We start from the raw sequence: 20,526 nt of genomic DNA, 5'->3' as shown, positions 1-20,526 counted from the left end.
CGAATGCACGTGCAGACAACTCGTGCAGCCGCTACGGTTGGTCGTCAAAAGGTCAATCAGTGGGAAAGGGGATCTTGTCCGCAGCCCATGATCTATGGGTTGTGAAGTGACAGACTGTGTGGCAAGGAAACGACCAAGGAGCACCACGTGTCCATCGATCCGCCCGGTTCCGGTTCGACCGTTCGGCGCATCATGCTCGGTGCGAGCCTGCGGCGGCTGCGCGAGGAGAGCGGGCTGACCCGCGACCAGGCCGGATTCCACATCCGGGCCTCCGAGTCCAAGATCAGCCGGATGGAGCTCGGGCGCGTCGGATTCAAGACACGTGACGTCGAGGACCTGCTCACGCTCTACGGCGTCGTCGACAACGCCGAACGGCGTGCTCTGCTGGAGATGGTGCGCGAGGCCAACACCCCGGGATGGTGGCACAAATACTCGGCCGAGCTTCCGCACTGGTTCACCACGTACGTCGGCCTGGAGGAAGCGGCCAGCGTGATCCGCACCTACGAGGTGCAGTTCGTGCCCGGCCTGCTGCAGACCTCCGCCTACGCGCGGGCGGTGTTCCAGCTCGGCAACCCCGACCTGTCCGCCGACAAGATCGAACGCCGCGTGCATATGCGCATGCAACGCCAGGAGCGCTTCACCCAGAAGGACGGGCCGCGCCTGTGGGCCGTCATCGACGAGGCGACGCTCAAGCGGACCATCGGCGGCCGAGAGGTCATGGCCGAGCAGCTCCGGCATCTGCTGGAAGTCGCCGCCCTGCCCAACATCACCATTCAGGTGATGCCCTTCAAATACGGCATGCACGCTGCCGAGGGGGGCGCGTTCAGCATCTTGCGGTTTCCCGAGTCCGACCTGTCGGACGTCGTCTACGTCGAACAGCTCTGGGGTGCCCTCTACCTGGACAAACGTGAGGACATCGACCCGTACCTCACCGCCATGGAGCAACTGTGCGTGGAGAGCACCACGCCAGGGGGCACCGTCGAGCTCATCGGCGGCCTTCTCAGAAAGATGTAGATGAACCAGACCTACAACGGCATGCCCGCCACCGACCTCACCCAGGTCGCCTGGCGCAAGAGCCGCTACAGCAACTCGCAGGGCAACTGCGTCGAGCTTGCCGAACTGCCCGACGGGGGCATCGCGGTGCGCAACTCGCGCTTCCCCGACGGCCCGGCGCTGATCTACACCCGCGACGAGATCCGGGCCCTCGTGCTCGGGGTGAAGGACGGGGAGTTCGACGGGCTGCTCGTGTAACAGCCTGTTCACCTCCGGCGGGTTCACGTAACCGATGCGCGCCGGAGGCGTAACCGGCCGTGCCGCCCGAACCCGGAGGATCGGGTCATGCTTCAGCAGATGACCCTGTACCCGATCGCCGACGACGTGCTGTTCGCGCCTGGTGGCCAGGTCGTGATCCGCACCTACGGCGTCGCGCCGGCGGACGCCGGCGGCTCCGTCTCCTACCGCACCTGGGTGACGGGCGTCCGCGACCAGCCGCGCTACTGGCGCTGGGGGCACTTCGAGGACGCCGCCTCCGGGCACCGCCGCGTCCTGGAATGGCTGACCGGCCGGGGGCCGCAGCCCGCCGACGCCCCGGCGGCCTGACGGGGGAGCCGCCCGTCCGGCGCCGGGGACCGCCCTGGCCGGCGTCAGCCGACGGGCGCGTTCCAGGTCGTGATGACCGGTTCGCCGTGCTCGAGGCCCAGCCGCGAGTACGTGCCGGTGTCGAGCTTGAACAGCCGCCCGTCGGCGGGCTCCAGACCGAGCCAGCGGGCCGTCAGCACGCGCAGGATGTGGCCGTGCGCCACCACCGCCACCCGGCCGCCCGCCTGCCTCGCCCGCGCGATCACCCGGTCGGCCCGCGCGCCCGCCTCGGCGGCGCTCTCCCCGGGATGCCCGGGGGCGCCCGGGATCACGCCGTCACGCCACAGGTACCAGCCGGGCCGCGTCTTCCTGATCTCCGGCGTGGTGATGCCCTCGTAGCCGCCGTAGTCCCACTCCCACAGATCCGGCTCCACCTCGAACCCCGTCAGCCCCGCCAGCTCCGCCGTACGGCTCGCCCGCTGCGCGGGGGAGACCATGACCAGGTCGAACGGGCGCTCCTTGACCAGCGGCCCGAGCGCCCTCGCCTGCTCCTCGCCGCGCGCGGTCAGCGGCACGTCGGTGCGGCCGGTGTGCCTGCCCGTCCGGCTCCACTCGGTCTCACCATGCCTGAGCAACACCATCTCGTCCATGGCACCATCATCCCGGCCCGCCGCGGCCGCGAACCTCCCGGGGCCGCAGGGGGCGCCCCCGGCTCCGTTCCCGCCCGCGGGGCCGCCGTAAGATCGGGGGCATGGAGCCAGTGGCGGTGGGGCTGATCGGGGCGGGGCCGTGGGCCGAGATGGCGCACGCGCCGATGCTGGCCGAGGGCCCGCACACCAGGCTCGCCGGGGTGTGGGCGCGGCGGCCGGAGTCGGCCGCGCGGCTCGGCGCTCCGGTGTTCGAGCGGGTCGAGGAGCTGTTCGACGCGTGCGAGGCCGTCGCGTTCTGCGTGCCGCCGGACGTGCAGGCCGAGCTGGGCGTGCGCGCCGCCCGCGCGGGCAAGGCGCTGCTGCTGGAGAAGCCGCTCGCCGGCTCGCTGGACGGCGCCAGGCGGCTGGCCGCCGCCGTGGCCGAGGCGGGCGTGCCCAGCCAGATGGTGCTCACCCTCCGCTACGCCGCCGAGACCCGCGCGTTCCTGGCCCGGTGCGCCGAGATCGACCCGTTCGGCGGGCACGCGGCCAACATCTCCGGCTCCCTCATGGGCGACCACCCGTTCGCCACCCCGTGGCGGCTGGAGCGCGGGGCGCTGCTCGACGTCGGCCCGCACGTGATCGACCTGCTCGACGCCGCGCTCGGCCCGATCACCGGCGTGCGCGCCCACGGCGACCCGCTCACCTGGGTGGGGCTGCTGCTGGAGCACGAGGGCGGCGCCGTCAGCGAGGCGTCGCTGTGCCAGGCCGGCGTGGGCGAGCTGCCCCCGTCGAGCTTCGCCGTCTACGGCCGCAAGGGCAGCGCCGTGCTCGCCCACGGCGACGGCGACCCGCTGGCGGCGGTCGCCGAGGAGTTCGCCCGCACGGTCAGGCAGGGCGGCGGGCACCCGCTCGACGCCGCGCACGGGCTGCGGCTCCAGGAGATCATCGCCGAGGCGGAGTCCCAAGTCCGCGCCCTGTGACGCCCCACCCTTGACGTCGCTGTCGTTCTGGGGGGTTGATAGCGTTTGTCCGACGCGCAGTGCTGCAGCGAAGTCCGGTGCGAATCCGGCGCTGTCCCGCAACTGTCATAGCCAGGTCGCCTGCCTCTGCGTGACGTCATCAACCCTCGTGGAAAAGGGTGATCCGTCGCTCTTCGCGGGTCTCTCGGTTCCGTCAGTGTGAAAGGACTACTCGTGAGGCCCGTACGCACGGCCTTCGCGGGCGCGCTGCTGGGAACGCTGCTGCTGGCCGGCTGCGGCCAGACCGGCACGACAGCCACCCCCGCGACCCCCGCCCCCTCCTCCTCCGCCTCGTCCTCCGGCGACGCCTTCCCCGTCACGGTCAAGGCGGGCAACGGCGACGTCACCATCGCCGCCAAGCCGCAGCGGATCATCTCGCTGTCGGCCACCCACACCGAGACGCTGTTCGCCATCGGCGCCGGCCCCCAGGTGATCGCCGTCGACGACCGCTCCAACCACCCGGCCGAGGCCCCGAAGACGGACCTGTCCGGCTTCAAGCCGAACGTCGAGGCCATCGTCGCCCAGAAGCCCGACCTCGTCGTCGTCTCCGACGACATCGACCACGTCGTCGCCGAGCTGGGCAAGCTGAACGTGCCCGTCCTGCTGGAGCCAGCCGCCACCAACCTGGACGAGGCGTACGACGAGATCACCGACCTGGGCGCCGCCACCGGCAACCGGGCCAAGGCGGACGAGGTCGTCGCCGGGATGAAGACGGCGATGGCCGAGCTGGCCGCCAAGGCGCCCAAGGCCGACCTCACCTACTACCACGAGCTCGACCAGACGCCGTACGCGGTCACGTCCACGACGTTCATCGGCCAGATCTACGGCATGTTCGGGCTCACCAACATCGCCGACAAGGCGCCCGACGCGGCAGGCGGCTACCCGAAGCTGTCGGCCGAGTTCGTCGCCCAGGCCGACCCCGACCTGATCTTCCTGGCCGACGTGAAGTGCTGCCAGCAGAGCAAGGAGACGCTGGCCAAGCGCCCCGGCTGGAAGAACCTGTCCGCCATCACCGGCGACCAGGTGATCGAGCTGGACGACGACGTCGCCTCCCGCTGGGGCCCGCGCGTCGTCGACCTGGCGCGGGCGATCGGTGACGCCGTCACCAAGGCGGCCGGCCGCTAGTGCGGTCCGCCGAAACGGCGGCCGGGCCGTCCCGCGCCCGGCCGCTCTGGGTGACCGGCGCGCTGGGCGCGCTGGCCCTGTCCATGGTCGCGGGCCTGCTCGGCGGCGCGGCCGACATCTCGCCCTGGCAGGTGGTGGTCCAGGCCGCCGACTGGCTGCCGTTCGTGACCGCCGACTCGGGGCTGTCGCCCGTCGAGCAGGGACTGCTGTACGAGCTGCGCCTGCCCCGGGTGCTGGTCGCGGCCGTGGTCGGCGGGCTGCTGGCCATCGCCGGGGCCGGCTACCAGGGCGTGTTCAGGAACCCGCTGGCCGACCCGTACCTGCTCGGCGCCGCCGCGGGCGCCGGGCTCATGACGACCGTGGCCATCGTGCTGCTGCCGCAGCTCGCGGCGAGCATCCCGGTAGCGGCGTTCGCGGGCGCGGTCGGCGGCGTCTTCCTCGCCTACGCGCTCGGCAACACCGCCGGACGCTCCGGCGGCACGTCCACGCTGGTGCTGGCCGGGGTGGCCGTCACCTCGTTCCTCACCGCGATCCAGACGTTCGTGCAGCAGTTCAAGGTCGAGGAGCTGCAGCGGATCTACGCCTGGATCCTCGGCGACGTCGGCGGCGGCTGGGAGCAGTTCTGGCTCGTGCTGCCGTACGCCGCCGTCTCCGCCGTGCTGCTCCTCCTGCACGGCCGCATGCTCGACGTGCTGTCGGTGGGCGACGAGGAGGCCGTGAGCCTCGGCGTGCGGGCCGCCCGGGTCCGGTTCACGGTGCTGCTGGCCGCCTCGCTGGCCACCGCCGCCGCCGTCGCCGTCAGCGGGCTCATCGGGTTCGTCGGCATCGTCGTCCCGCACCTGGTGCGCCGCCTGGCCGGCGGCTCCTACCGCAGCGTGCTGCCGCTGTCGCTGATCGTCGGCGCGGCCTTCCTGGTGCTCGCCGACCTCGCCGCGCGCACCGTCATCGCCCCCGCCGAGCTGCCGATCGGCGTCGTCACCATGTTCGTCGGCGCGCCGTTCTTCGTGGCCGTCCTGCGCATGACGCGGAGGACCGCGACATGACGGGCACCCCGGCCATGATCGGCGTCCGCGACCTCTCCGTACGGCTCGGCGACCGCGAGGTGCTGACCGGCGTCGACGCCACCGTACGGCGCGGCGAATGGCTGGCGATCATCGGGCCCAACGGCGCCGGCAAGTCCACGCTGCTCAAGGCCGTCATGGGCGTGCTGGCCCACCGGGGTCAGGTGGACCTCGACGGCCGCTCCGCCGCCACGCTCAAACCGCGCCAGCGCGCCCGGCTCATCGCCTACGCGCCGCAGACCCCGGCCGTGCCGCCCGACATGACGGTCTTCGACTACGCCCTGCTCGGCCGCACCCCGTACATCCCCTATCTCGGCAGGGAGAGCCGCCATGACCGGGAGGTCACCGCGTCCGTCCTGGACCGGCTCGACCTGACGGCGTTCGCCACCCGCAGGGCGGGCGAGCTGTCCGGCGGCGAACGCCAGCGCGTCGTGCTCGCCCGCGCCCTCGCCCAGCAGGCGCCCGTGCTCCTGCTCGACGAGCCCACCACCGCGCTCGACCTCGGCCACCAGCAGCAGGTGCTGGAGCTCGTCGACCGGCTCAGGCGCGCCGACGGGCTGACCGTCGTCACCACGCTGCACGACCTGACCCTCGCCGGCCAGTACGCCGACACCCTCCTGCTGCTCGCCCGGGGCCGCGCCGTCGCCTGCGGCGAACCGGACAAGGTGCTCACCGAGCCGCTCGTCGGCGAGCACTTCGACGCCCATGTCATGATCGAGCCGGGCCCCGGCGGGCGGCCCGTCGTGCACCTCGTCAGGGGAGGACCGTGAAGCTCAGCTACCGGGTCGAGGAAGGCGTCCGCCTCGGGTCGCTGCTCTGGGAGTTCGGGCCCGGCTGGCGGATGATCTCCTCGGCCATGCTCGGCGGCGGCATCGGGCCGCGCTCATGGGTGCTCAACGCCCAGGTCGTCGCCGGCTACTCGCGCACCGACCCGGTCGAGCACCTGACCTCGCTCGGCCCCACCGGCGACGGCGTCGGCATGATGACCGCCGCCTCCGTCGACCGCTACAGCGAGGCCCGCGACGGCGGCGTCCACGCCGTGGCCACCGTCGGCCTGCGCGTCCCCACCTGGGCCGCCGCCCCCGAGGGCGCCGCCGACCCCGAGCTCGCGCCCATGCGCGTCGGCACGATCAACATCCTGGCCGTCGTGCCCGTCGCGATGACCGACGCCGCCCTGGTCAACGCCGTCATGACGATCACCGAGGCCAAAACGCAGGCGCTCGCCGAGACCGGCTACGCGGGCACCGGCACCGCCTCCGACGCCGTCTGCCTCGCCGTCCCGGCCACCGGGCCCGAGGAGCTGTTCGGCGGCCCCCGCTCCGAGTGGGGCGCCCGCCTCGCCCGCGCCGTCCACGCCGCCGTCCGCTACGGCGCCGAAACGTGGCGACCCTGGGACGGAAAGTGACCGGATCCGGGTAAGTACCATGTCGGTGAAGGGGAGAGCCGCGATACTGAGTGGGTGACCGCGATGGCGACCGAACCGACGACCGCGCGCACGGTTCTTCCGGGCGCGCCGCCGTTCAGCGTCGACGACCTGCTCAAGTTCCCCGACGACGGGAATCGCTACGAGCTCTTCAACGGGAGCCTTCTGGTGAGCCCTGCCCCCACACCACTGCACCAGCTCGCCATCACGCGCGCTCTGCACCTCCTCCAGCTGGCCGCGCCGCCGGAGCTGGAGCCGCTGTCGACCGTGAACCTCCGGGTGAGCCCCGACAGCTTCTACATCCCCGACCTGGTGGTCGTGGCCGCCGACGCGATCGAGTCGGTCGAGCTGATGTTCGCGCCGGAGCACATCCGCCTGGCCGTGGAGATCGTCAGCCCGAGCACCAAGATCCGCGACCGGGGCTTCAAGGCCGAGGCCTACGCCGCGGCGAAGATCCCCGTCTACTGGCGGATCGAGCTGGACGAAGGGCCCTCCCTCTACGTGTACGAGCTCGACGGCGACGACTACGGCCCCCCGGTCTCCTACAAGGCCGGAGCCGCCGCCTCGCCCGCGTCGCCCTTCCCCGTCACCTTCGACCCGGGAGATCTCATCGGGCGGCGGGCGCGCCCGTAACGAAGCGGGGCGTCGGCGCGATGGGGTCGTGGTGGGATTCCCGGCGTCCGGCCGATGCCCGCACGCCGTTCTCTTGACTTACGGCAGGCGCTTGGGACCCTGGTCATATCCCTTCGTACGGGGGCGGCGATGGCGCGTCTATCAGCTCTGGCCGGCGGTCTCACGGCGACGATCGCGCTGCTCACCCTGCCCGCGGTGGCGCACGAGCACCCCAGCGGCATCACCGACCTCGTCACCCCCGCCGTCGTGCGGGTCGAGGCCGTCTCCCACGTGGAGATCACCCTCCTCGACCACATCGGCGAATTACGGCACGTGGAGCGTTCCTACGACTTCCCGCTCGGCCAGGGCACCGGCACCGTGGTCAACCCCGAGGGCGCGATCGTCACGCTGACCCGCGTCGTGCGGACCGGCGAGGACGTCGCCGTACGGGCCGCGAACAAGATCTTCGCCGAGCACCACGACGTGAAGATCCCGCAGGACGCCGACCGCCACTCGCTCGACGACCCGCTGCTCGACCGCCACCTCAAGCAGTGCTACCCGCCGAAGAAGTCCACCGCGACCTGCATCATCGACGTCTCCACCGAGATCACGATCTTCCCGAACGTGGCGCCCGCCGACACCGACGGGTTCAAGGCCGACCTGGTCAAGGCCGGGTCCGGGCCCGACAGCCCCGCCGTGCTCATGCCGATCGGCCGGGCCGTCGGCAGCGTCGGCATGCCCACCGCCCCGCTCGCCGACAAGGTGCCCGACCAGGTCGGCTCGCCCACCAGCGTGGCGGGCTTCCTCGGCAGGCCCGGCCCCGACGTGCAGAACACCGTCGAGATCGCCCACCTGGGCAAGGGCGGCGGCAAGGGCGACACCGGCAGGCCGTTCGCCGACCCGGAGAAGAAGGCCGACGAACCCGTCAAACTGGGCGGCCTGGCCGACCGCGGGCTGATCGGCGCGCCGGTGATCGGCGACAAGGACGGCCACGTCATCGGCATGCTGATCGGCGGCGGCAAGGAAGCCAAGATGATCGGCGTCCGCGAGATCACCGCCGCGCTGACCAAGGCCGGCATCGCGCCCCGCCGGGGGGCGATCGACTCGGCGTTCGAGGGCGCGCTGACCCGCTACCACACCGCGTACTACACCGAGGCGGCCCCCGGCTTCCAGCGCGTGCTGGAGCTGTACCCCGGCAACGTCGTCGCCGCCGAGCTGCTGAAGATCTCCCTGGCCAAGCGGGGCGGCCCGGAGGACGCGGGCACCCGGCGGGCCGGCGTCACGCCCGCCTCCGGCGGCACGCCGCTGTGGCCGTTCATCGTGGCGGCGGCCGTGCTGTTCGTCGCCGCGGGCACCGGGGCGTTCCTGCTGTGGCGGCGCAGGCGTACACCCGACATGTCGCCGTCGCCGTCGGCCCCGGCCCCGGCGGGCGCGGTGCCGCAGCCGCTCGACGAGGGCGCCGACCAGACCGTCGTGGTGCGCCGGTCGGCGCCGTTGCAGGCGATCCCGCAGCACCAGCCGGTGCTCACCGCGGGCGAGCCGCCGGTCGCGTTCTGCACCGCCTGCGGGATGCGGCTCGGCCCCGCCCACCGTTTCTGCGGCTACTGCGGCCACCCCGCCGAGACGTGATGCCCGTGAACGACAGAGCGCTCATCGGCCAGGAGGTGGCCGGCTACTACATCGAGGACATCGTCGGCAAAGGCGGCATGGCCGTCGTCTACCTGGCGCTGGACCCCCGGCTCAGCCGCCGGGTCGCGCTCAAGATCCTCAACCCGGTGCTGAGCGTGGACGACCGGTTCCGGCAGCGGTTCATCCTGGAGTCCAGGACCGTCGCCAGCATCGAACACCCCAACATCATCCCCATCTACGAGGCCAACGCCGACGCCGACGGCGTCCTCTACATCGCCATGCGCTACGTCGACGGGCTCGACCTGCGGCGGCTCATCCACGACCGCGGGCCGCTGCCGCTCGGCCGGGCCAACCGGATCTTCGCCCAGGTGGCCGCCGCCCTCGACGCCGCCCACGCGCACGACCTCATCCACCGCGACGTCAAACCGGCCAACATCCTGCTCGCGGGGGAGCACGTCTATCTGACCGACTTCGGCATCACCAAGCACCGCACGTCCATCTCCGGGCTGACGCAGACCGACCAGTTCATCGGCACGCCGCGCTACATGTCGCCGGAGCAGATCAACAAGGAGCACATCGACGGCAGCGCCGACCAGTACGCGCTGGCGTGCGTCGTGTACGAGGGGCTGTCGGGGCGGCTGCCGTTCCAGCGGGACAACGACATCGCGCTGCTGTGGGCGCACCTGGCCGAGCAGCCCGCCCCGCTGACGACGCTCCGGCCGGGCCTGCCTCCCGCCGTGGACGCGGTGATGAGCCGGGCGCTGGCCAAATCGCCCGAGCAGCGCTACCCGTCCTGCACCGCCTTCGTCGACGCCCTCCGCGCCGCCATCGACAGCCCCGCCCCCAACGCCGAAGGCCGCCCGATCCCCGGCAGCGGCCCGTCCCGGGCTCCGGGCGCCGTCCCGGGCGGGCTCCCTTGGGGCGAGGGCGCGGCGCAGGGTGGCGGGCCCTGGGGCGACGGTGCCGCCCGCGGTGGCCCGCCCTGGAGGGAGTCCGGGGCGCCCGGCGGCGGGCCTCCCTGGGGTGAGGGAGCAGCCCGCGATGCGGGACGCGCCCACAGCGAGGGCGCGCGCCTGGGCCACGTTCCCGGCGGTCCTGGCCCGGATGGGGCGGAGGGAGGGCCGGGGTACGGCTCCGGCTCGTCCCGCCCGTCCGGTGCGGGCGCGCGCCTGGGCCACGTTCCCGGCGGTCCTGGCCCGGATGGGGCGGAGGGAGGGCCGGGGTACGGTCCCGGCTCGTCCCGCCCGTCCGGTGCGGACGCGCGCCCTGGCCACACCCCCGGCGGTCCTCGCCCGGAGGGGATGGAGGGGAAGCCGGGGTACGGTCCCGGCTCCGCCGGTTCTCCCGGTGGGTCTCGCTCAGACGGGTCCGAGGGAGGGGCCGGGTACGGGCTCGGCGGGTCCCGGGGGCGGGGTGGGAGGTTGCCGATCGTGGTGGCCGGGCTGGTGGCGGTGGTGGCGGCGCTGGCCCTGGTGGTGATGCTGGTGGTGAGCCAGCGGGGCGAGTCGTGGGTGCGGTTCCAGGACACCCGCGCGGCGCCGCTGACGTTCGAGCACCCGGAGGGGTGGACCGCGCGCACGCACGCCGACCTGTTCGCGCTGGCGTCGCCGCGGGCGGCGGAGTTCGAGGCGATGTTCGTCTCGGGCGCGAACGCCGACTGGGCGGCCGTCAACGGCGTCATCACGGGCGACCCGGAGAACGCCGTAGGCGTGTACGTGCAGGTGTCGGACACGCTGGCGGCCGGGGCGGGCCGGGACGAGATGAAGGCGATGCTGGAGGGCCTGCTGCCGGGCGAGATCGAGGTGAGCGCCCCGGTGCCGGACCGGGCGGGCAACCGCGACGCCACCCGCTACGACGGCTCGCTGCGCGACCGCAACACCGGCAACGCGCTGGGCTTCGTCGGCTACGTCATCGACCACCGCCCCAAGCCGATCCTCATGCTGTACTTCTGCGCCCGCAACAGCTGTGACGACGCCACGCAGGTCCGGGTGAGGCAGAGCGTGGTCGTCTCCTGACCAGCGGCTTGGAACTGACTTGCGTACGGCTTGACCTGGGTGTTCAACGGCCCTTCCGGCGTCTACCTTCGACAGCTGTGGGCATTCGAATCGTCATCGTGGACGACCAGGCGATGGTCAGGGCCGGGCTGCGCATGGTCGTGGAGAGCGATCCCGGCATGGAGGTCGTGGGGGAGGCCGCCGACGGGCGTGACGCGATCGCCGTGGCCAGGCGGACGCGGCCGGACATCGTGCTGATGGACATCTCCATGCCGCGCCTGGACGGCCTGAGCGCCGCCCGGCAGTTGCTGGACACGCCGTCGCCGCCGAAGGTGATCACGCTGACGACGTTCGACACGGACGAGAACCTGTGGGCGGCGCTGCGCGCGGGCACGAGCGGGTTCCTGCTGAAGGTGTCGCCGCCGGAGCAGCTCATCGAGGCGATCCGCATCGTGCACGCGGGTGACGCGCTGCTGGATCCGGCGGTGACGAGCCGGGTGATCGCCTCGTTCGCGGGCCGCGCGGAGCCGGTGCCGTCGCCGCGGCTGGCGGATCTGACGCCGCGCGAGCTGGAGGTGCTGCGGCTGCTGGCGCGCGGGCTGACGAACGCGGAGATCGCCCGGGAGCTGTACGTGGGGGAGGCCACGGTGAAGACGCACGTGGCGCGGGTGCTGATGAAGCTGGGCCTGCGGGACCGGGCGCAGGCGGTGGTGTTCGCCTACGAGTCGGGCGTGGTGCGCCCGGGGGACGCGAACTGATCTCAACATGCGGAAGGCTTTTGCGAGGCACTGGGGACGTATGTGTATATTTTTCGTCATAAGGCGGTAGCAACAGGAGATTTTCATGCGAGCGTTCCCCCGAGTGCTGTTCGACGAGGCCCACAGCGAGTCGTGGACCATCCGGCGTGATGTCGCCGAGGCCATCAACCCCGCCCACCCCGACGACAACAGTTACGCGCGCGCCGCCGGGCTGCTGCGCCACCTGGGCCACACGGTGACGGCCCACACCGCCGGCGCCCTCGACGCGGGAACGCTCCAGGACCAGGACGTCCTGGTCATCGCGCACCCGTCCGGCGAGCGCTGGGAGCGCACCACCGGCCAGGGCAGCCCGGTGTTCACCGCGGACGAGCTGGACTCCGTCGAGGCGTTCGTCTCCGGTGGCGGCGGCCTGGTCGTGCTGGCCGAGGAGGAGCAGGACAAGTACGGCAACAACCTGGCCGAGCTGCTGGCCCGGTTCGGCGTGAGCGTAGGGCACACCACCGTGCGCGACCCCAGGAACGCCCACCGCGAGGTGGCCACCTGGGTGCTCGGCGAGCGCGCCACCGGTGACGGCCTGCTGGCCGGCGTGAAGCGGGCCTGCTTCTACCGCTCCGGCGTGCTCGCCGCCGGGGACGAGGCCACCGTCCTGTTCGCCACCTCGGCCGACGCCGACCCGGCGGGCGCGCCGCTCGCCGTCGCGCTCACGTACGGGCGCGGCCGGGTCGTGGTGTTCGCCGACTCCGACCTGTTCGGCGACGACTCGATCGACGACTACGACCACCACAGGCTGTGGGGGAACGTGGTCACCTGGGCCGCCCGGGTGCCCGACGCCGGCGCCGGGGCGGGGGAGCGCGACGAGGTCAAGGCGGCGCTGTTCGCCCGAATCAAGGCAGCCGTCGAGGAGCTGCGCCCGCTCCAGGTCAAGGACGGCTCGGTGCCGGAGGAGAAGGGCCGGGCCAAGGAGCTGGTCGCGGAGATCTCCGCCGCGATCGGCGACATCGCCCCGAGCTTCCCGCATGACGCCGCCTACCTCCAGGCCGTCCGCGACGACCTCGCCCAGTGGTCCGAGCAGGACCTCGGCATCCCGGACTTCCTGCGCTCGCTGGAGCTGTTCCACCCCGACACGCAGCGCGTGGACGGCCTGGAGCACCTCGTCGTCTTCCCCATGTACACGCAGAACGGCAACCCGGACCGCAACCTGGAAGCCGTCTGGATCCGCACCATCTGGCCGGACTGGCTGGCCGAGCTGGAGGCGGGCGGCTACGACAACCCGATGTTCGTGCCGATCGCGTTCGAGGACTTCACCTCCGGCTACGACACGCACTCGGCCGTGCTGTTCCCCGAGACCGTCGCCGTCCGGCAGGCGCCCGCCCGCTTCACCTGGGGCGGCATCTTCGCCGACCGCGAGGCCGCCCGGTTCCGCCGCGTGTCCAAGGCCGCGACCGAGACGCTCAAGCTCGACCTGCCGCCGGACGCCGCCCGCCTGCTGGAGTCGCAGCAGCTCGCCCAGGACACGTTCGTGCTGTGGGATCTGGTGCACGACCGCACGCACAGCCACGGCGACCTGCCGTTCGACCCGTTCATGATCAAGCAGCGGATGCCGTACTGGCTGTACTCGCTGGAGGAGCTGCGCTGCGACCTGACCGCGTTCGGCGAGGCCGTGGAGCTGGAGCGGCGCGGGGTGCCGCACGCCCGGTACGTCCAGCACGCGATCCTGTTCGACCGGCTGTTCCGCTTCCCGATCACCGGGGCGCGGGTGCGCAACTACGACGGGCTCGGCGGCCAGCTCCTGTTCGCCTACCTGCACCGCAACGACATCGTGCGGTGGACCGACAACCGGCTGTCCATCGACTGGGAGCGCGTCGCCGACGGCGTCGCCGACCTGCGCGGCGAGGTGGAGAAGCTCTACCGCGACAGCATCGACCGCTCCAAGCTGGCCCACTGGCTGGCCGCCCACGAGCTGGTCAGCGCCTACGTGGCCCCCGACCCCGCCTCCGTGTGGGCCAAGGGCGTCGCCGCGCTGCCCGAGGAGCAGAAGGCCAAGGTGGACGCGGTGCTGCCGGACGAGTTCCCCCTCAGCATGTTCTACGAGGCGCTGCGCCGTAAGCTGGCCGACGTGGTCGAGTCGATGAAGGGGATCCGGGCATGATCATTCTTGTGACGGGCGCGGCCGGTCCCACCGGCGCCGCGGTGACCGAGCACTTCACCAAGCACGGCCACACCGTGATCGGCGTCGACAAGGACGACGTCGACCTCCTCGACCGCGCCGCCGTCCAGGAGCTGGCCGCGCGGATCGACGCCGAGCACGGCCGCGTCGACGGCGTCGTCCACCTCGTCGGCGGCTGGCGCGGCTCGCCCTCGTTCGACCGCACCGACCTCGCCGACTGGGACACCCTGCACGACCTGCTCATCCGCACCCTGCAGCACGTGTCGCTGGCCTTCGAGCCGCTGCTGCGCAAGAGCGGCAACGGCCGGTTCGTGATCGTCTCCGCCAAGGCCGCCGGCAAGCCCGAGACCGGCGGCGCCGCCTACGCCGCCGCCAAGGCCGCCGCCGAGGCGTGGACGCTCTCCCTGGCCGACGCGCTGCGGGGCACCGGCTCCGCGGCCACTATCCTGGTCGTGAAAGCCCTGGTCAACGACGCCATGCGGGCCGCCAAGCCGGAGGCGAGGTTCCCCGGCTTCACCGACGTGCGCGACCTGGCCGAAGCCATCGGCGGCCTCTACGACCAGCCGGCCGACCAGATCAACGCCACCCGATTGGACCTCACTACGTGACTCCCCGGCACGACCCCCGGCTCAAGGCGTTCGCCAGCGACAACTACGCCGGGGTCCATCCCGAGATCCTCCAGGCCATCGCCGAGGCCAACGGCGGCCACCAGATCGCCTACGGCGAGGACGTCTACACCGAGGCGCTCCAGGACGTCTTCCGCCGCCACTTCGGCGAGGGGGCGCGGGCATGGCCGGTGTTCAACGGCACCGCAGCCAACGTCGTCTCCCTGCGCGCGATGACCGCGCACTGGGAGGCGGTCGTCTGCGCCGAGACCGCCCACATCAACACCGACGAGGGCGGCGCCCCCGAGGTGACCGGCGGCATCAAGCTGCTCACCGTGCCCACGCCCGACGGCAAGCTCACCCCCGAGCTGATCGACCGCCAGGCGTGGGGCTTCGGCGACGTGCACCGCGCCCAGCCGAAGGTCGTCTCCATCTCCAACACCACCGAGCTGGGCACCGTCTACACCCCCGCCGAGATCGCCGCGATCTGCGACCACGCGCACGAGCTCGGCATGCTCGTCCACCTCGACGGCTCCCGCCTCACCAACGCCGCCGCCGCGCTCGACGTGCCCCTGCGGGCGCTCACCACCGACGCGGGCGTCGACGTGCTCTCCTTCGGAGGCACGAAGATCGGGCTGCTGTACGGCGAGGCCGTCGTGGTGCTCAACCCGGAGGCGGCCACGGGCATCGACTACCTGCGCAAGACGTTCATGCAGCTGTCGTCGAAGATGCGGTTCGTGTCGGCGCAGTTCGAGGCGCTGCTCTCGGGCGACCTGTGGCTGCGCAACGCCCGGCAGGCCAACGCCATGGGCAGGCGGCTGGCCGAGGCCGTGCGCGAGCTGCCCGGCGTCGAGGTGCCCCGGCCCGTCGAGGCCAACGCCGTCTTCGCGGTGCTGCCCGCGGACGTCACGGCCCGGCTGCAGAAGCGCTTCCGCTTCTACACCTGGAACGAGGCGACCGGCGAGGTGCGCTGGATGTGCGCGTTCGACACCACCGAGGAGGACGTCGACGCGTTCGCCGCGGCGATCGCCGAGGAGCTGGCGGCCGGCTAGCGCCCGAGGGCCAGGCGGGCGGCCTGCCAGCCGCCCATGCCGTGCACGCCCGGCCCCGGCGGCGTCGAGGCCGAGCACAGGAACACGCCCGGCAGAGGGGTGCGCCACGGCGCCGGCGACCACACCGGCCGCCGCACGAACTGGCCGAGGCTCGCCAGCCCGCCGCCGATGTCGCCGCCGACCAGGTTGCGGTCGGCGGCCTCCAGCGCGGCCGGCCCCATGACGTGGCGGGCCAGCACCCGGTCGCGGAAGCCGGGCGCGTACCGCTCGATCTGCGCCTCGATCGCCCGGCTCAGGTCGGCGCGGGAGCCGTTCGGGACGTGGCAGTAGGCCCACAGCGTGTGCCCGCCCCGGCCGGGGTCGGCCGCGTAGGGCTGCACCAGCAGCACGTACGGGCGCGGCGAGAGGCGGCCGGCGGCCGTCTCCGCCTCGCCGAGCGCGATCTCCTCCAGCGTGCCGCCCAGGTGGACGGTGCCCGCGCCCGCCACCGCCGGGTCGCGCCACGGCACCGGCCCGTCGAGCGCCCAGTCGACCTTGAACGCGCCGGGCCCGTGGCGGAAGCGCAGCAGCCGCTCCCGGTAGCGGGCGGGCAGCGGGCCGTGGCGGCCCGGCTCCTCCGCCAGCGCCGCGAACTCGCGCGGCGACACGTCCAGCACCACCGTCGGCGCGTCGAGCTCGCGCAGCGAGCGCACCCGGTGGCCGGCCACCGCCTCGCCGCCGAGCTCCCGCAGCCGGGCGACCAGCGCGTCGGCCAGCCGCTGCGAGCCGCCCGCCACCAGCGGCCAGCCCACCAGATGGGCGAGCACGGCCAGCGTCAGCCCGTAGCCGGCGGTGAGGGGCGCGCGCAGGTCCAGCATCGAGTGCGCCGCCATGCCCGCCAGCAGCGCCCGCCCGCGCGTCGTGCGGAACGCCCGCCGCGCCAGCGTCGTCGCCGGCAGCGCCGCCGCCACCCCGAACCGGGCCGCCGCCGCGAACGCGGCGGGCCGCGGCTCCCACGGGCCCAGCGGCTTCAGCAGCAGGTCGGTGAGCGGGAACCCGGCCCGCACCGCCGCCCCCACGATCGCCCGCCACACGCCCGCGTCACGCCCCAGGCCCTCGGCGGTGCGGTCCACGTCACGGTGCACGAGCACCGCCGGGCCGTCGTCGAGAGGATGGGCCGCCACCACCGGCGGATGGGCGAACTCCACCCCGTCCAGCGCGAGGCCGCGCATCGCGGGGGAGGCCAGCGCCATCGCCATCACGGTGGCGCCGAGGTCGTGCACCCGGCCCGGCGTCGTCAGCTCCGCCGACCGCAGCGCGCCCCCGAACTTCCGGGCGGCCTCCAGCAGCAGCACCCGCCGCCCGGCCGAGGCGAGCGTCACGGCCGCCACGAGCCCGTTGGGGCCCGATCCGACCACGACCGCGTCGGCGCCCATCAGCTCATTTCAGGATCGTCGGGAACGGCTGCGCGCCCCGGAGCGCGAGGAGCTTCGTCATCAGGTCGATCTCGCCCGACTGCCCCTCGACGATCTTGCGGGCCATGCCGGTCACCTCGGCCCGGTCGGACAGCTTGAGCAGGCCCTCCGCCATCTGCACCCCGCCCTCGTGGTGGCGGATCATCAGCTGGAGGAACAGCACCTCCGCCTCCGTGCCCTGAAGCTCGCCGAGCTGGTCGAGCTCCGCCCGCGACGCCATGCCCGGCATCGCGCCGCCCTGAGGCTGCTGCGCGCCGTGACCGTGACCGCTCATCCACGCCATCGGCCGCAGGTCCGTCGCCTGCGTCAGCTCCCACTGCTGCAACCAGCCCAGGAACATGCCGCGCTGGTTGGCCTGCGTGTTGATGATGTCGAAGGCCAGGTTGCGGATCTCGCGCGACTCGCTCTTGTCGCGGATCGTGAACGACATGTCGACCGCCTGCGCGTGATGCGTGGCCATGTCGCGGGCGAAGCCGGCCTCCGCCGACGTCTCACCCGGCGTGCCCCGGCCCCCGAACACGAGAAAGGCCGCCGCGACCACGACGACGAGGACGGCGAGGACGGCGAACAGCGGCTTTCCGGCGGGCTTCTCCATGGCATGACCAGGTTACCCACCTGCGCGAGCGGTTGTGATCGCATGCTTATACGCCGCTTATTCTCCGCATACGCCCGGAGGGCATAGGGTGACCCAAGTTGGTACGCCGATGGAGGAACGATGACGAAGGAGAAGGCGCAGGCCCGGCGCGAGCATCTGCAGCAGATGCGGGCCGCGCAGAAGCGCAAGGAGCGCCGTGCAGCCTTTCTGATGTGGGGCGCGGGCGGCCTCGTCATCGTGCTGCTCATCGGCGTGGTCGGCTTCTACCTGGTCAAACGCGCACAGGAGACCTCGCTCGACGGGGTCGCCAGCGTCAAGTATGAGGCCGGTCAGCACGTGTGGAACACGGTCTCGTACAAGGAGACCCCGCCGGTCGGCGGCGAGCACAACAACTACTGGCAGCTGTGCCGGGTCTACGACAAGCCGATCCACTCCGAGCACGCCGTCCACTCGCTGGAGCACGGCGCCATCTGGATCACCTACCGGCCCGACCTGCCCAAGGCGCAGATCGACCAGCTGAAGGACGTCGCCGGTTCGACGGGGCAGCAGGACTACATGCTGGTCAGCCCGTTCCCCAACCTGCCGTCGCCGATCGTGGTCTCCTCCTGGGGGCACCAGCTCAAGCTGACCGACCCGGGCGACCCGAAGCTGGGCGCGTTCATCAAGAAGTACCAGAACGGCCCCGACACCCCTGAGCCCGGCGCGACCTGCGGCGGCCCCCAGGCGGTCGAGACGACCGCCGACGAGGCGCCGCTCCCGCCGGAGCCGCAGCAGCAGACGCAGACGCCGCACGACAGCGCCAGCCCCTCGGCCAGCCCTTCGGCCTCCCAGTAAGGCCCTCGGGCAGCACGCCATCGACACCGGCGGCCCGCGTTCCCTCCGGGGGCGCGGGCCGTTCGCGTGCCGCCCGTTAGGCTCCGCGGCATGCCCCGCTTCGAGGTGAGCACGCGCGTCCTCGCCCCGCCCCGGCGCGTCTTCGACGTGTCGCTCTCCGTCGAGCTGCACACCGCCTCGATGGCCCGCTCGGGGGAGCGGGCCGTCGGCGGCGTCACGTCCGGGCAGCTCGCGGCCGGCGACCGCGTCACCTGGGAGGCGCGCCACTTCGGCCTCCGCTGGCGGATGACGTCGCTGATCAGCGCCTGCGACCCGCCCGCGTACTTCGTCGACGAGCAGGTGGCGGGCCCGTTCCGGCGCTGGTGGCACGCGCACCACTTCGAGGACGACGGCGAGGGCGGCACGTTCATGCGGGACGTGATCGACTTCGCCGCGCCGCTGGGGCCGCTGGGGCGGGTGGCCGAGGCGCTGGTGCTGCGGCGTCACATGGAGGAGCTGATCGTCCTGCGCAACCGCCATCTCAAGGACGTGGCCGAGCGGGTGTGACCCATGTCACCGGCCGGCGAGAACCGGACGGGCAGGGCGTGGCGTCTGTGAAGTGTGAGGTCGAGGAAGGCACCGGACGAGGAACAGCTCGTCCGGCGCGTCGCCAAGGGTGACCAGGCGGCGTTCGAGGAGCTCTACCGGCGCACCGCGCCGTGGATCGCGACGCGGCTGCGCCGCCGCTGCGCCGACGAGCAGATCGTCGCCGAGGTGATGCAGGAGACGTACCTGGCGGTGTGGCGGGCGGCGGGCGCGTTCGCGGGCGTGGCGGCCGACGGCACGGCCGTGGGCTGGCTGTGGACGATCGCCGCCCGCCGGCTGGTGGACGCGTTCCGGCGGCGGGCGCACCACGCCGAGCCGCCCCCGGCGGCGGCGCTGACCGGGACGGCTCCGGCGGCGGAGGAGGAGGCGCTGGCCTCGGCCGTCGGCGGCGACGTCGGCGACGCGCTGCGCCTGCTCGCCCCGGAGCTGCGGCAGGTGCTGCAGGCGATGGTCCTGGACGGCCTGTCGGTCCGCGAGACCGCCGTGCTGCTCGGCGTGCCCGAGGGCACCATCAAGACCCGCGCCAGGCGTGCGCGGATCGCCATGCGGCAGAACCTGCGGGAGATCGTACGGGAGGCGCTGTCATGAGCGGATCCTGGGATGGCGCGCACGCGTCCGACCGGCAGATCACCGGCTACGCGCGCGGCGGCACGCTGGCGGGTGACGAGCTGTGGGCGCTGGAGGCGCACCTGGAGGCGTGCGCGCCGTGCCGCGAGCGGCTGGCGCGGGCGGCGGCGCCGGAGGTGGCGGCGCTGGTCGGCGGCGTGTGGGACGAGCTGCGGCCCCGGCTGGGACGCGTCGCCCCGGCGCCCCGGCGGCGCGGACCGGTGTGGGCCCGCTGGGCCTCTCCGGTGACCGCGCCGTGGGTGCTGATGACGGTGCTGGTGACGGCGCTGGGCGTGGCGCTCGAACGGCCGGCCCCCGGCGGCGTGTCCCTGGTGCTGCTGGTCGCGCCGGTCCTGCCCGTGGCGGGCGTGGCCGTCGCGTGGGGACGCGCCATCGATCCGGCGTACGAGGTGGTGGCGGCGACGCCGAGGGCCGGGCTGGGGCTGCTGGCGCGGCGCACCGCGGCGGTGCTCGCCGTGGTGCTGCCCGTGCTGGCCGCCGCCGGCTGGGCGAGCGGCGTCATGGTGGCGCTGTGGCTGCTGCCGTGCCTGGCGTTCACCGCCGGGACGCTCCTGCTCGGCGGGCTCGTCGGGATGGTCCGCGCCGCCGCCGTCCTGGCGGGCGTGTGGGCCGTGGTGATCGTCGCGCCGACGACGCTGCTCAGCCGCCTCTCCTTCGCCCTGGAGCCCGGCAGCGTGCCCGTGTGGGGCGCGCTCGCCGCGCTGGGGATCGCCGGGGTGCTGGCGCGCGGAAGCGCCTACTCCCTGCTGGACGCACATCGATGAACGAGCGGAAGG

The 20,526-nt window shown here is 73.0% G+C and carries 22 protein-coding genes; 19 read left to right on the top strand and 3 right to left on the bottom strand.

Going from position 1 to position 20,526, the window contains the following annotated elements; all coding sequences use genetic code 11:
• Positions 1-192 precede the first annotated feature (192 nt).
• The 3 genes from ACBI99_RS05970 to ACBI99_RS05960 all read left to right on the top strand — a co-directional run bounded on the left by ACBI99_RS05970 (position 193) and on the right by ACBI99_RS05960 (position 1,599).
• Positions 193-1,014 (top strand): helix-turn-helix transcriptional regulator, encoded by an 822-nt coding sequence (locus ACBI99_RS05970; protein ID WP_219501936.1) that lies wholly within the window; start codon positions 193-195, stop codon positions 1,012-1,014.
• Positions 1,015-1,251, top strand: coding sequence for a DUF397 domain-containing protein (locus ACBI99_RS05965; protein ID WP_049559738.1), 237 nt, complete (start codon positions 1,015-1,017; stop codon positions 1,249-1,251).
• Positions 1,252-1,338: 87 nt separating this feature from the next.
• Positions 1,339-1,599 (top strand): hypothetical protein, encoded by a 261-nt coding sequence (locus tag ACBI99_RS05960; RefSeq protein WP_375071822.1) that lies wholly within the window; start codon positions 1,339-1,341, stop codon positions 1,597-1,599.
• A gap of 44 nt (positions 1,600-1,643) precedes the next feature.
• Here the strand turns inward: ACBI99_RS05960 and ACBI99_RS05955 are convergent, their stop codons facing one another.
• Entirely contained in the window at positions 1,644-2,228 is a 585-nt protein-coding gene (locus ACBI99_RS05955) for a histidine phosphatase family protein (protein ID WP_219501695.1), read from the bottom strand.
• Between the two features lie 101 nt (positions 2,229-2,329).
• Between ACBI99_RS05955 and ACBI99_RS05950 the strand changes: the two genes are divergently transcribed.
• From ACBI99_RS05950 to ACBI99_RS05895, 12 genes are all read left to right on the top strand, one after another.
• Positions 2,330-3,190 (top strand): Gfo/Idh/MocA family protein, encoded by an 861-nt coding sequence (locus ACBI99_RS05950; protein ID WP_219501693.1) that lies wholly within the window; start codon positions 2,330-2,332, stop codon positions 3,188-3,190.
• Between the two features lie 213 nt (positions 3,191-3,403).
• Entirely contained in the window at positions 3,404-4,354 is a 951-nt protein-coding gene (locus tag ACBI99_RS05945) for an ABC transporter substrate-binding protein (RefSeq protein WP_375071821.1), read from the top strand.
• The gene (locus ACBI99_RS05940; RefSeq protein ID WP_372455346.1) at positions 4,354-5,397 is read left to right on the top strand and encodes a FecCD family ABC transporter permease; all 1,044 of its coding nucleotides are present in this window, start codon (positions 4,354-4,356) and stop codon (positions 5,395-5,397) included. The genes ACBI99_RS05945 and ACBI99_RS05940 overlap by 1 nt, the downstream gene beginning before the upstream one ends.
• Complete coding sequence (locus ACBI99_RS05935; protein ID WP_246644267.1) at positions 5,394-6,185, top strand: ABC transporter ATP-binding protein; 792 nt, start codon at positions 5,394-5,396, stop codon at positions 6,183-6,185. The genes ACBI99_RS05940 and ACBI99_RS05935 overlap by 4 nt, the downstream gene beginning before the upstream one ends.
• On the top strand, positions 6,182-6,820 hold the full coding sequence (locus tag ACBI99_RS05930) for an adenosylcobinamide amidohydrolase (RefSeq protein WP_375071820.1): 639 nt from the start codon (positions 6,182-6,184) through the stop codon (positions 6,818-6,820). The genes ACBI99_RS05935 and ACBI99_RS05930 overlap by 4 nt, the downstream gene beginning before the upstream one ends.
• 63 nt (positions 6,821-6,883) lie before the next feature.
• Entirely contained in the window at positions 6,884-7,471 is a 588-nt protein-coding gene (locus ACBI99_RS05925) for a Uma2 family endonuclease (RefSeq protein ID WP_375071819.1), read from the top strand.
• A 129-nt stretch (positions 7,472-7,600) separates the two neighbouring features.
• On the top strand, positions 7,601-9,079 hold the full coding sequence (locus tag ACBI99_RS05920) for a zinc ribbon domain-containing protein (protein ID WP_375071818.1): 1,479 nt from the start codon (positions 7,601-7,603) through the stop codon (positions 9,077-9,079).
• Positions 9,079-11,094 carry a protein kinase gene (locus ACBI99_RS05915; RefSeq protein WP_375071817.1) on the top strand — a complete coding sequence of 672 codons (2,016 nt, stop codon included), beginning with the start codon at positions 9,079-9,081 and terminating at the stop codon, positions 11,092-11,094. The genes ACBI99_RS05920 and ACBI99_RS05915 overlap by 1 nt, the downstream gene beginning before the upstream one ends.
• 77 nt (positions 11,095-11,171) lie before the next feature.
• On the top strand, positions 11,172-11,831 hold the full coding sequence (locus ACBI99_RS05910; RefSeq protein ID WP_219501683.1) for a response regulator transcription factor: 660 nt from the start codon (positions 11,172-11,174) through the stop codon (positions 11,829-11,831).
• A gap of 85 nt (positions 11,832-11,916) precedes the next feature.
• The gene (locus ACBI99_RS05905; protein ID WP_375071816.1) at positions 11,917-13,980 is read left to right on the top strand and encodes a DUF6421 family protein; all 2,064 of its coding nucleotides are present in this window, start codon (positions 11,917-11,919) and stop codon (positions 13,978-13,980) included.
• Positions 13,977-14,606 (top strand): SDR family NAD(P)-dependent oxidoreductase, encoded by a 630-nt coding sequence (locus ACBI99_RS05900; RefSeq protein ID WP_375071815.1) that lies wholly within the window; start codon positions 13,977-13,979, stop codon positions 14,604-14,606. Before ACBI99_RS05905 ends, ACBI99_RS05900 begins: the two co-directional genes overlap by 4 nt.
• Entirely contained in the window at positions 14,603-15,655 is a 1,053-nt protein-coding gene (locus tag ACBI99_RS05895) for a low specificity L-threonine aldolase (protein WP_219501677.1), read from the top strand. The genes ACBI99_RS05900 and ACBI99_RS05895 overlap by 4 nt, the downstream gene beginning before the upstream one ends.
• On the opposite strand, the gene ACBI99_RS05890 is transcribed toward ACBI99_RS05895, so the two are convergent.
• Positions 15,652-17,070, bottom strand: coding sequence for a phytoene desaturase family protein (locus tag ACBI99_RS05890; protein WP_375071814.1), 1,419 nt, complete (start codon positions 17,068-17,070; stop codon positions 15,652-15,654). The two genes, ACBI99_RS05895 and ACBI99_RS05890, sit on opposite strands and share 4 nt — an antisense overlap.
• 4 nt (positions 17,071-17,074) lie before the next feature.
• Positions 17,075-17,704 carry a DUF305 domain-containing protein gene (locus ACBI99_RS05885; protein WP_375071813.1) on the bottom strand — a complete coding sequence of 210 codons (630 nt, stop codon included), beginning with the start codon at positions 17,702-17,704 and terminating at the stop codon, positions 17,075-17,077.
• A 120-nt stretch (positions 17,705-17,824) separates the two neighbouring features.
• On the opposite strand from ACBI99_RS05885, the gene ACBI99_RS05880 reads away from it, so the two are divergent.
• The 4 genes from ACBI99_RS05880 (at position 17,825) to ACBI99_RS05865 (ending at position 20,514) form a co-directional block, all read left to right on the top strand.
• A complete protein-coding gene (locus ACBI99_RS05880; protein ID WP_375071812.1) occupies positions 17,825-18,538 on the top strand; it encodes a DUF3105 domain-containing protein in 714 nt (237 codons plus the stop codon).
• Positions 18,539-18,628: 90 nt separating this feature from the next.
• Complete coding sequence (locus ACBI99_RS05875; RefSeq protein WP_375071811.1) at positions 18,629-19,084, top strand: SRPBCC family protein; 456 nt, start codon at positions 18,629-18,631, stop codon at positions 19,082-19,084.
• A 54-nt stretch (positions 19,085-19,138) separates the two neighbouring features.
• On the top strand, positions 19,139-19,711 hold the full coding sequence (locus ACBI99_RS05870) for an RNA polymerase sigma factor (RefSeq protein WP_219518934.1): 573 nt from the start codon (positions 19,139-19,141) through the stop codon (positions 19,709-19,711).
• Positions 19,708-20,514 carry a zf-HC2 domain-containing protein gene (locus tag ACBI99_RS05865; protein WP_219518932.1) on the top strand — a complete coding sequence of 269 codons (807 nt, stop codon included), beginning with the start codon at positions 19,708-19,710 and terminating at the stop codon, positions 20,512-20,514. The genes ACBI99_RS05870 and ACBI99_RS05865 overlap by 4 nt, the downstream gene beginning before the upstream one ends.
• Positions 20,515-20,526: the final 12 nt, after the last annotated feature.

Source organism: Nonomuraea sp. ATR24, assembly GCF_041950485.1.
GTDB classification, from domain to species: domain Bacteria; phylum Actinomycetota; class Actinomycetes; order Streptosporangiales; family Streptosporangiaceae; genus Nonomuraea; species Nonomuraea ceibae.
The sequence above is the reverse complement of the archived record's forward strand: the minus strand, read 5'-3'. Positions and strand labels throughout refer to the sequence as shown.

What these genes read in the sequence shown, in the direction of transcription:
- ACBI99_RS05920 (WP_375071818.1), top strand. Translation starts at nt 7,601, where the DNA reads ATGGCGCGTCTATCAGCTCTGGCCGGCGGTCTCACGGCGACGATCGCG.
- ACBI99_RS05970 (WP_219501936.1), top strand. Translation starts at nt 193, where the DNA reads ATGCTCGGTGCGAGCCTGCGGCGGCTGCGCGAGGAGAGCGGGCTGACC.
- ACBI99_RS05905 (WP_375071816.1), top strand. Translation starts at nt 11,917, where the DNA reads ATGCGAGCGTTCCCCCGAGTGCTGTTCGACGAGGCCCACAGCGAGTCG.
- ACBI99_RS05955 (WP_219501695.1), bottom strand. Translation starts at nt 2,228, where the DNA reads ATGGACGAGATGGTGTTGCTCAGGCATGGTGAGACCGAGTGGAGCCGG.
- ACBI99_RS05915 (WP_375071817.1), top strand. Translation starts at nt 9,079, where the DNA reads ATGCCCGTGAACGACAGAGCGCTCATCGGCCAGGAGGTGGCCGGCTAC.
- ACBI99_RS05880 (WP_375071812.1), top strand. Translation starts at nt 17,825, where the DNA reads ATGACGAAGGAGAAGGCGCAGGCCCGGCGCGAGCATCTGCAGCAGATG.
- ACBI99_RS05965 (WP_049559738.1), top strand. Translation starts at nt 1,015, where the DNA reads ATGAACCAGACCTACAACGGCATGCCCGCCACCGACCTCACCCAGGTC.
- ACBI99_RS05875 (WP_375071811.1), top strand. Translation starts at nt 18,629, where the DNA reads ATGCCCCGCTTCGAGGTGAGCACGCGCGTCCTCGCCCCGCCCCGGCGC.
- ACBI99_RS05865 (WP_219518932.1), top strand. Translation starts at nt 19,708, where the DNA reads ATGAGCGGATCCTGGGATGGCGCGCACGCGTCCGACCGGCAGATCACC.
- ACBI99_RS05960 (WP_375071822.1), top strand. Translation starts at nt 1,339, where the DNA reads ATGCTTCAGCAGATGACCCTGTACCCGATCGCCGACGACGTGCTGTTC.
- ACBI99_RS05890 (WP_375071814.1), bottom strand. Translation starts at nt 17,070, where the DNA reads ATGGGCGCCGACGCGGTCGTGGTCGGATCGGGCCCCAACGGGCTCGTG.
- ACBI99_RS05935 (WP_246644267.1), top strand. Translation starts at nt 5,394, where the DNA reads ATGACGGGCACCCCGGCCATGATCGGCGTCCGCGACCTCTCCGTACGG.
- ACBI99_RS05900 (WP_375071815.1), top strand. Translation starts at nt 13,977, where the DNA reads ATGATCATTCTTGTGACGGGCGCGGCCGGTCCCACCGGCGCCGCGGTG.
- ACBI99_RS05925 (WP_375071819.1), top strand. Translation starts at nt 6,884, where the DNA reads ATGGCGACCGAACCGACGACCGCGCGCACGGTTCTTCCGGGCGCGCCG.
- ACBI99_RS05885 (WP_375071813.1), bottom strand. Translation starts at nt 17,704, where the DNA reads ATGGAGAAGCCCGCCGGAAAGCCGCTGTTCGCCGTCCTCGCCGTCCTC.
- ACBI99_RS05950 (WP_219501693.1), top strand. Translation starts at nt 2,330, where the DNA reads ATGGAGCCAGTGGCGGTGGGGCTGATCGGGGCGGGGCCGTGGGCCGAG.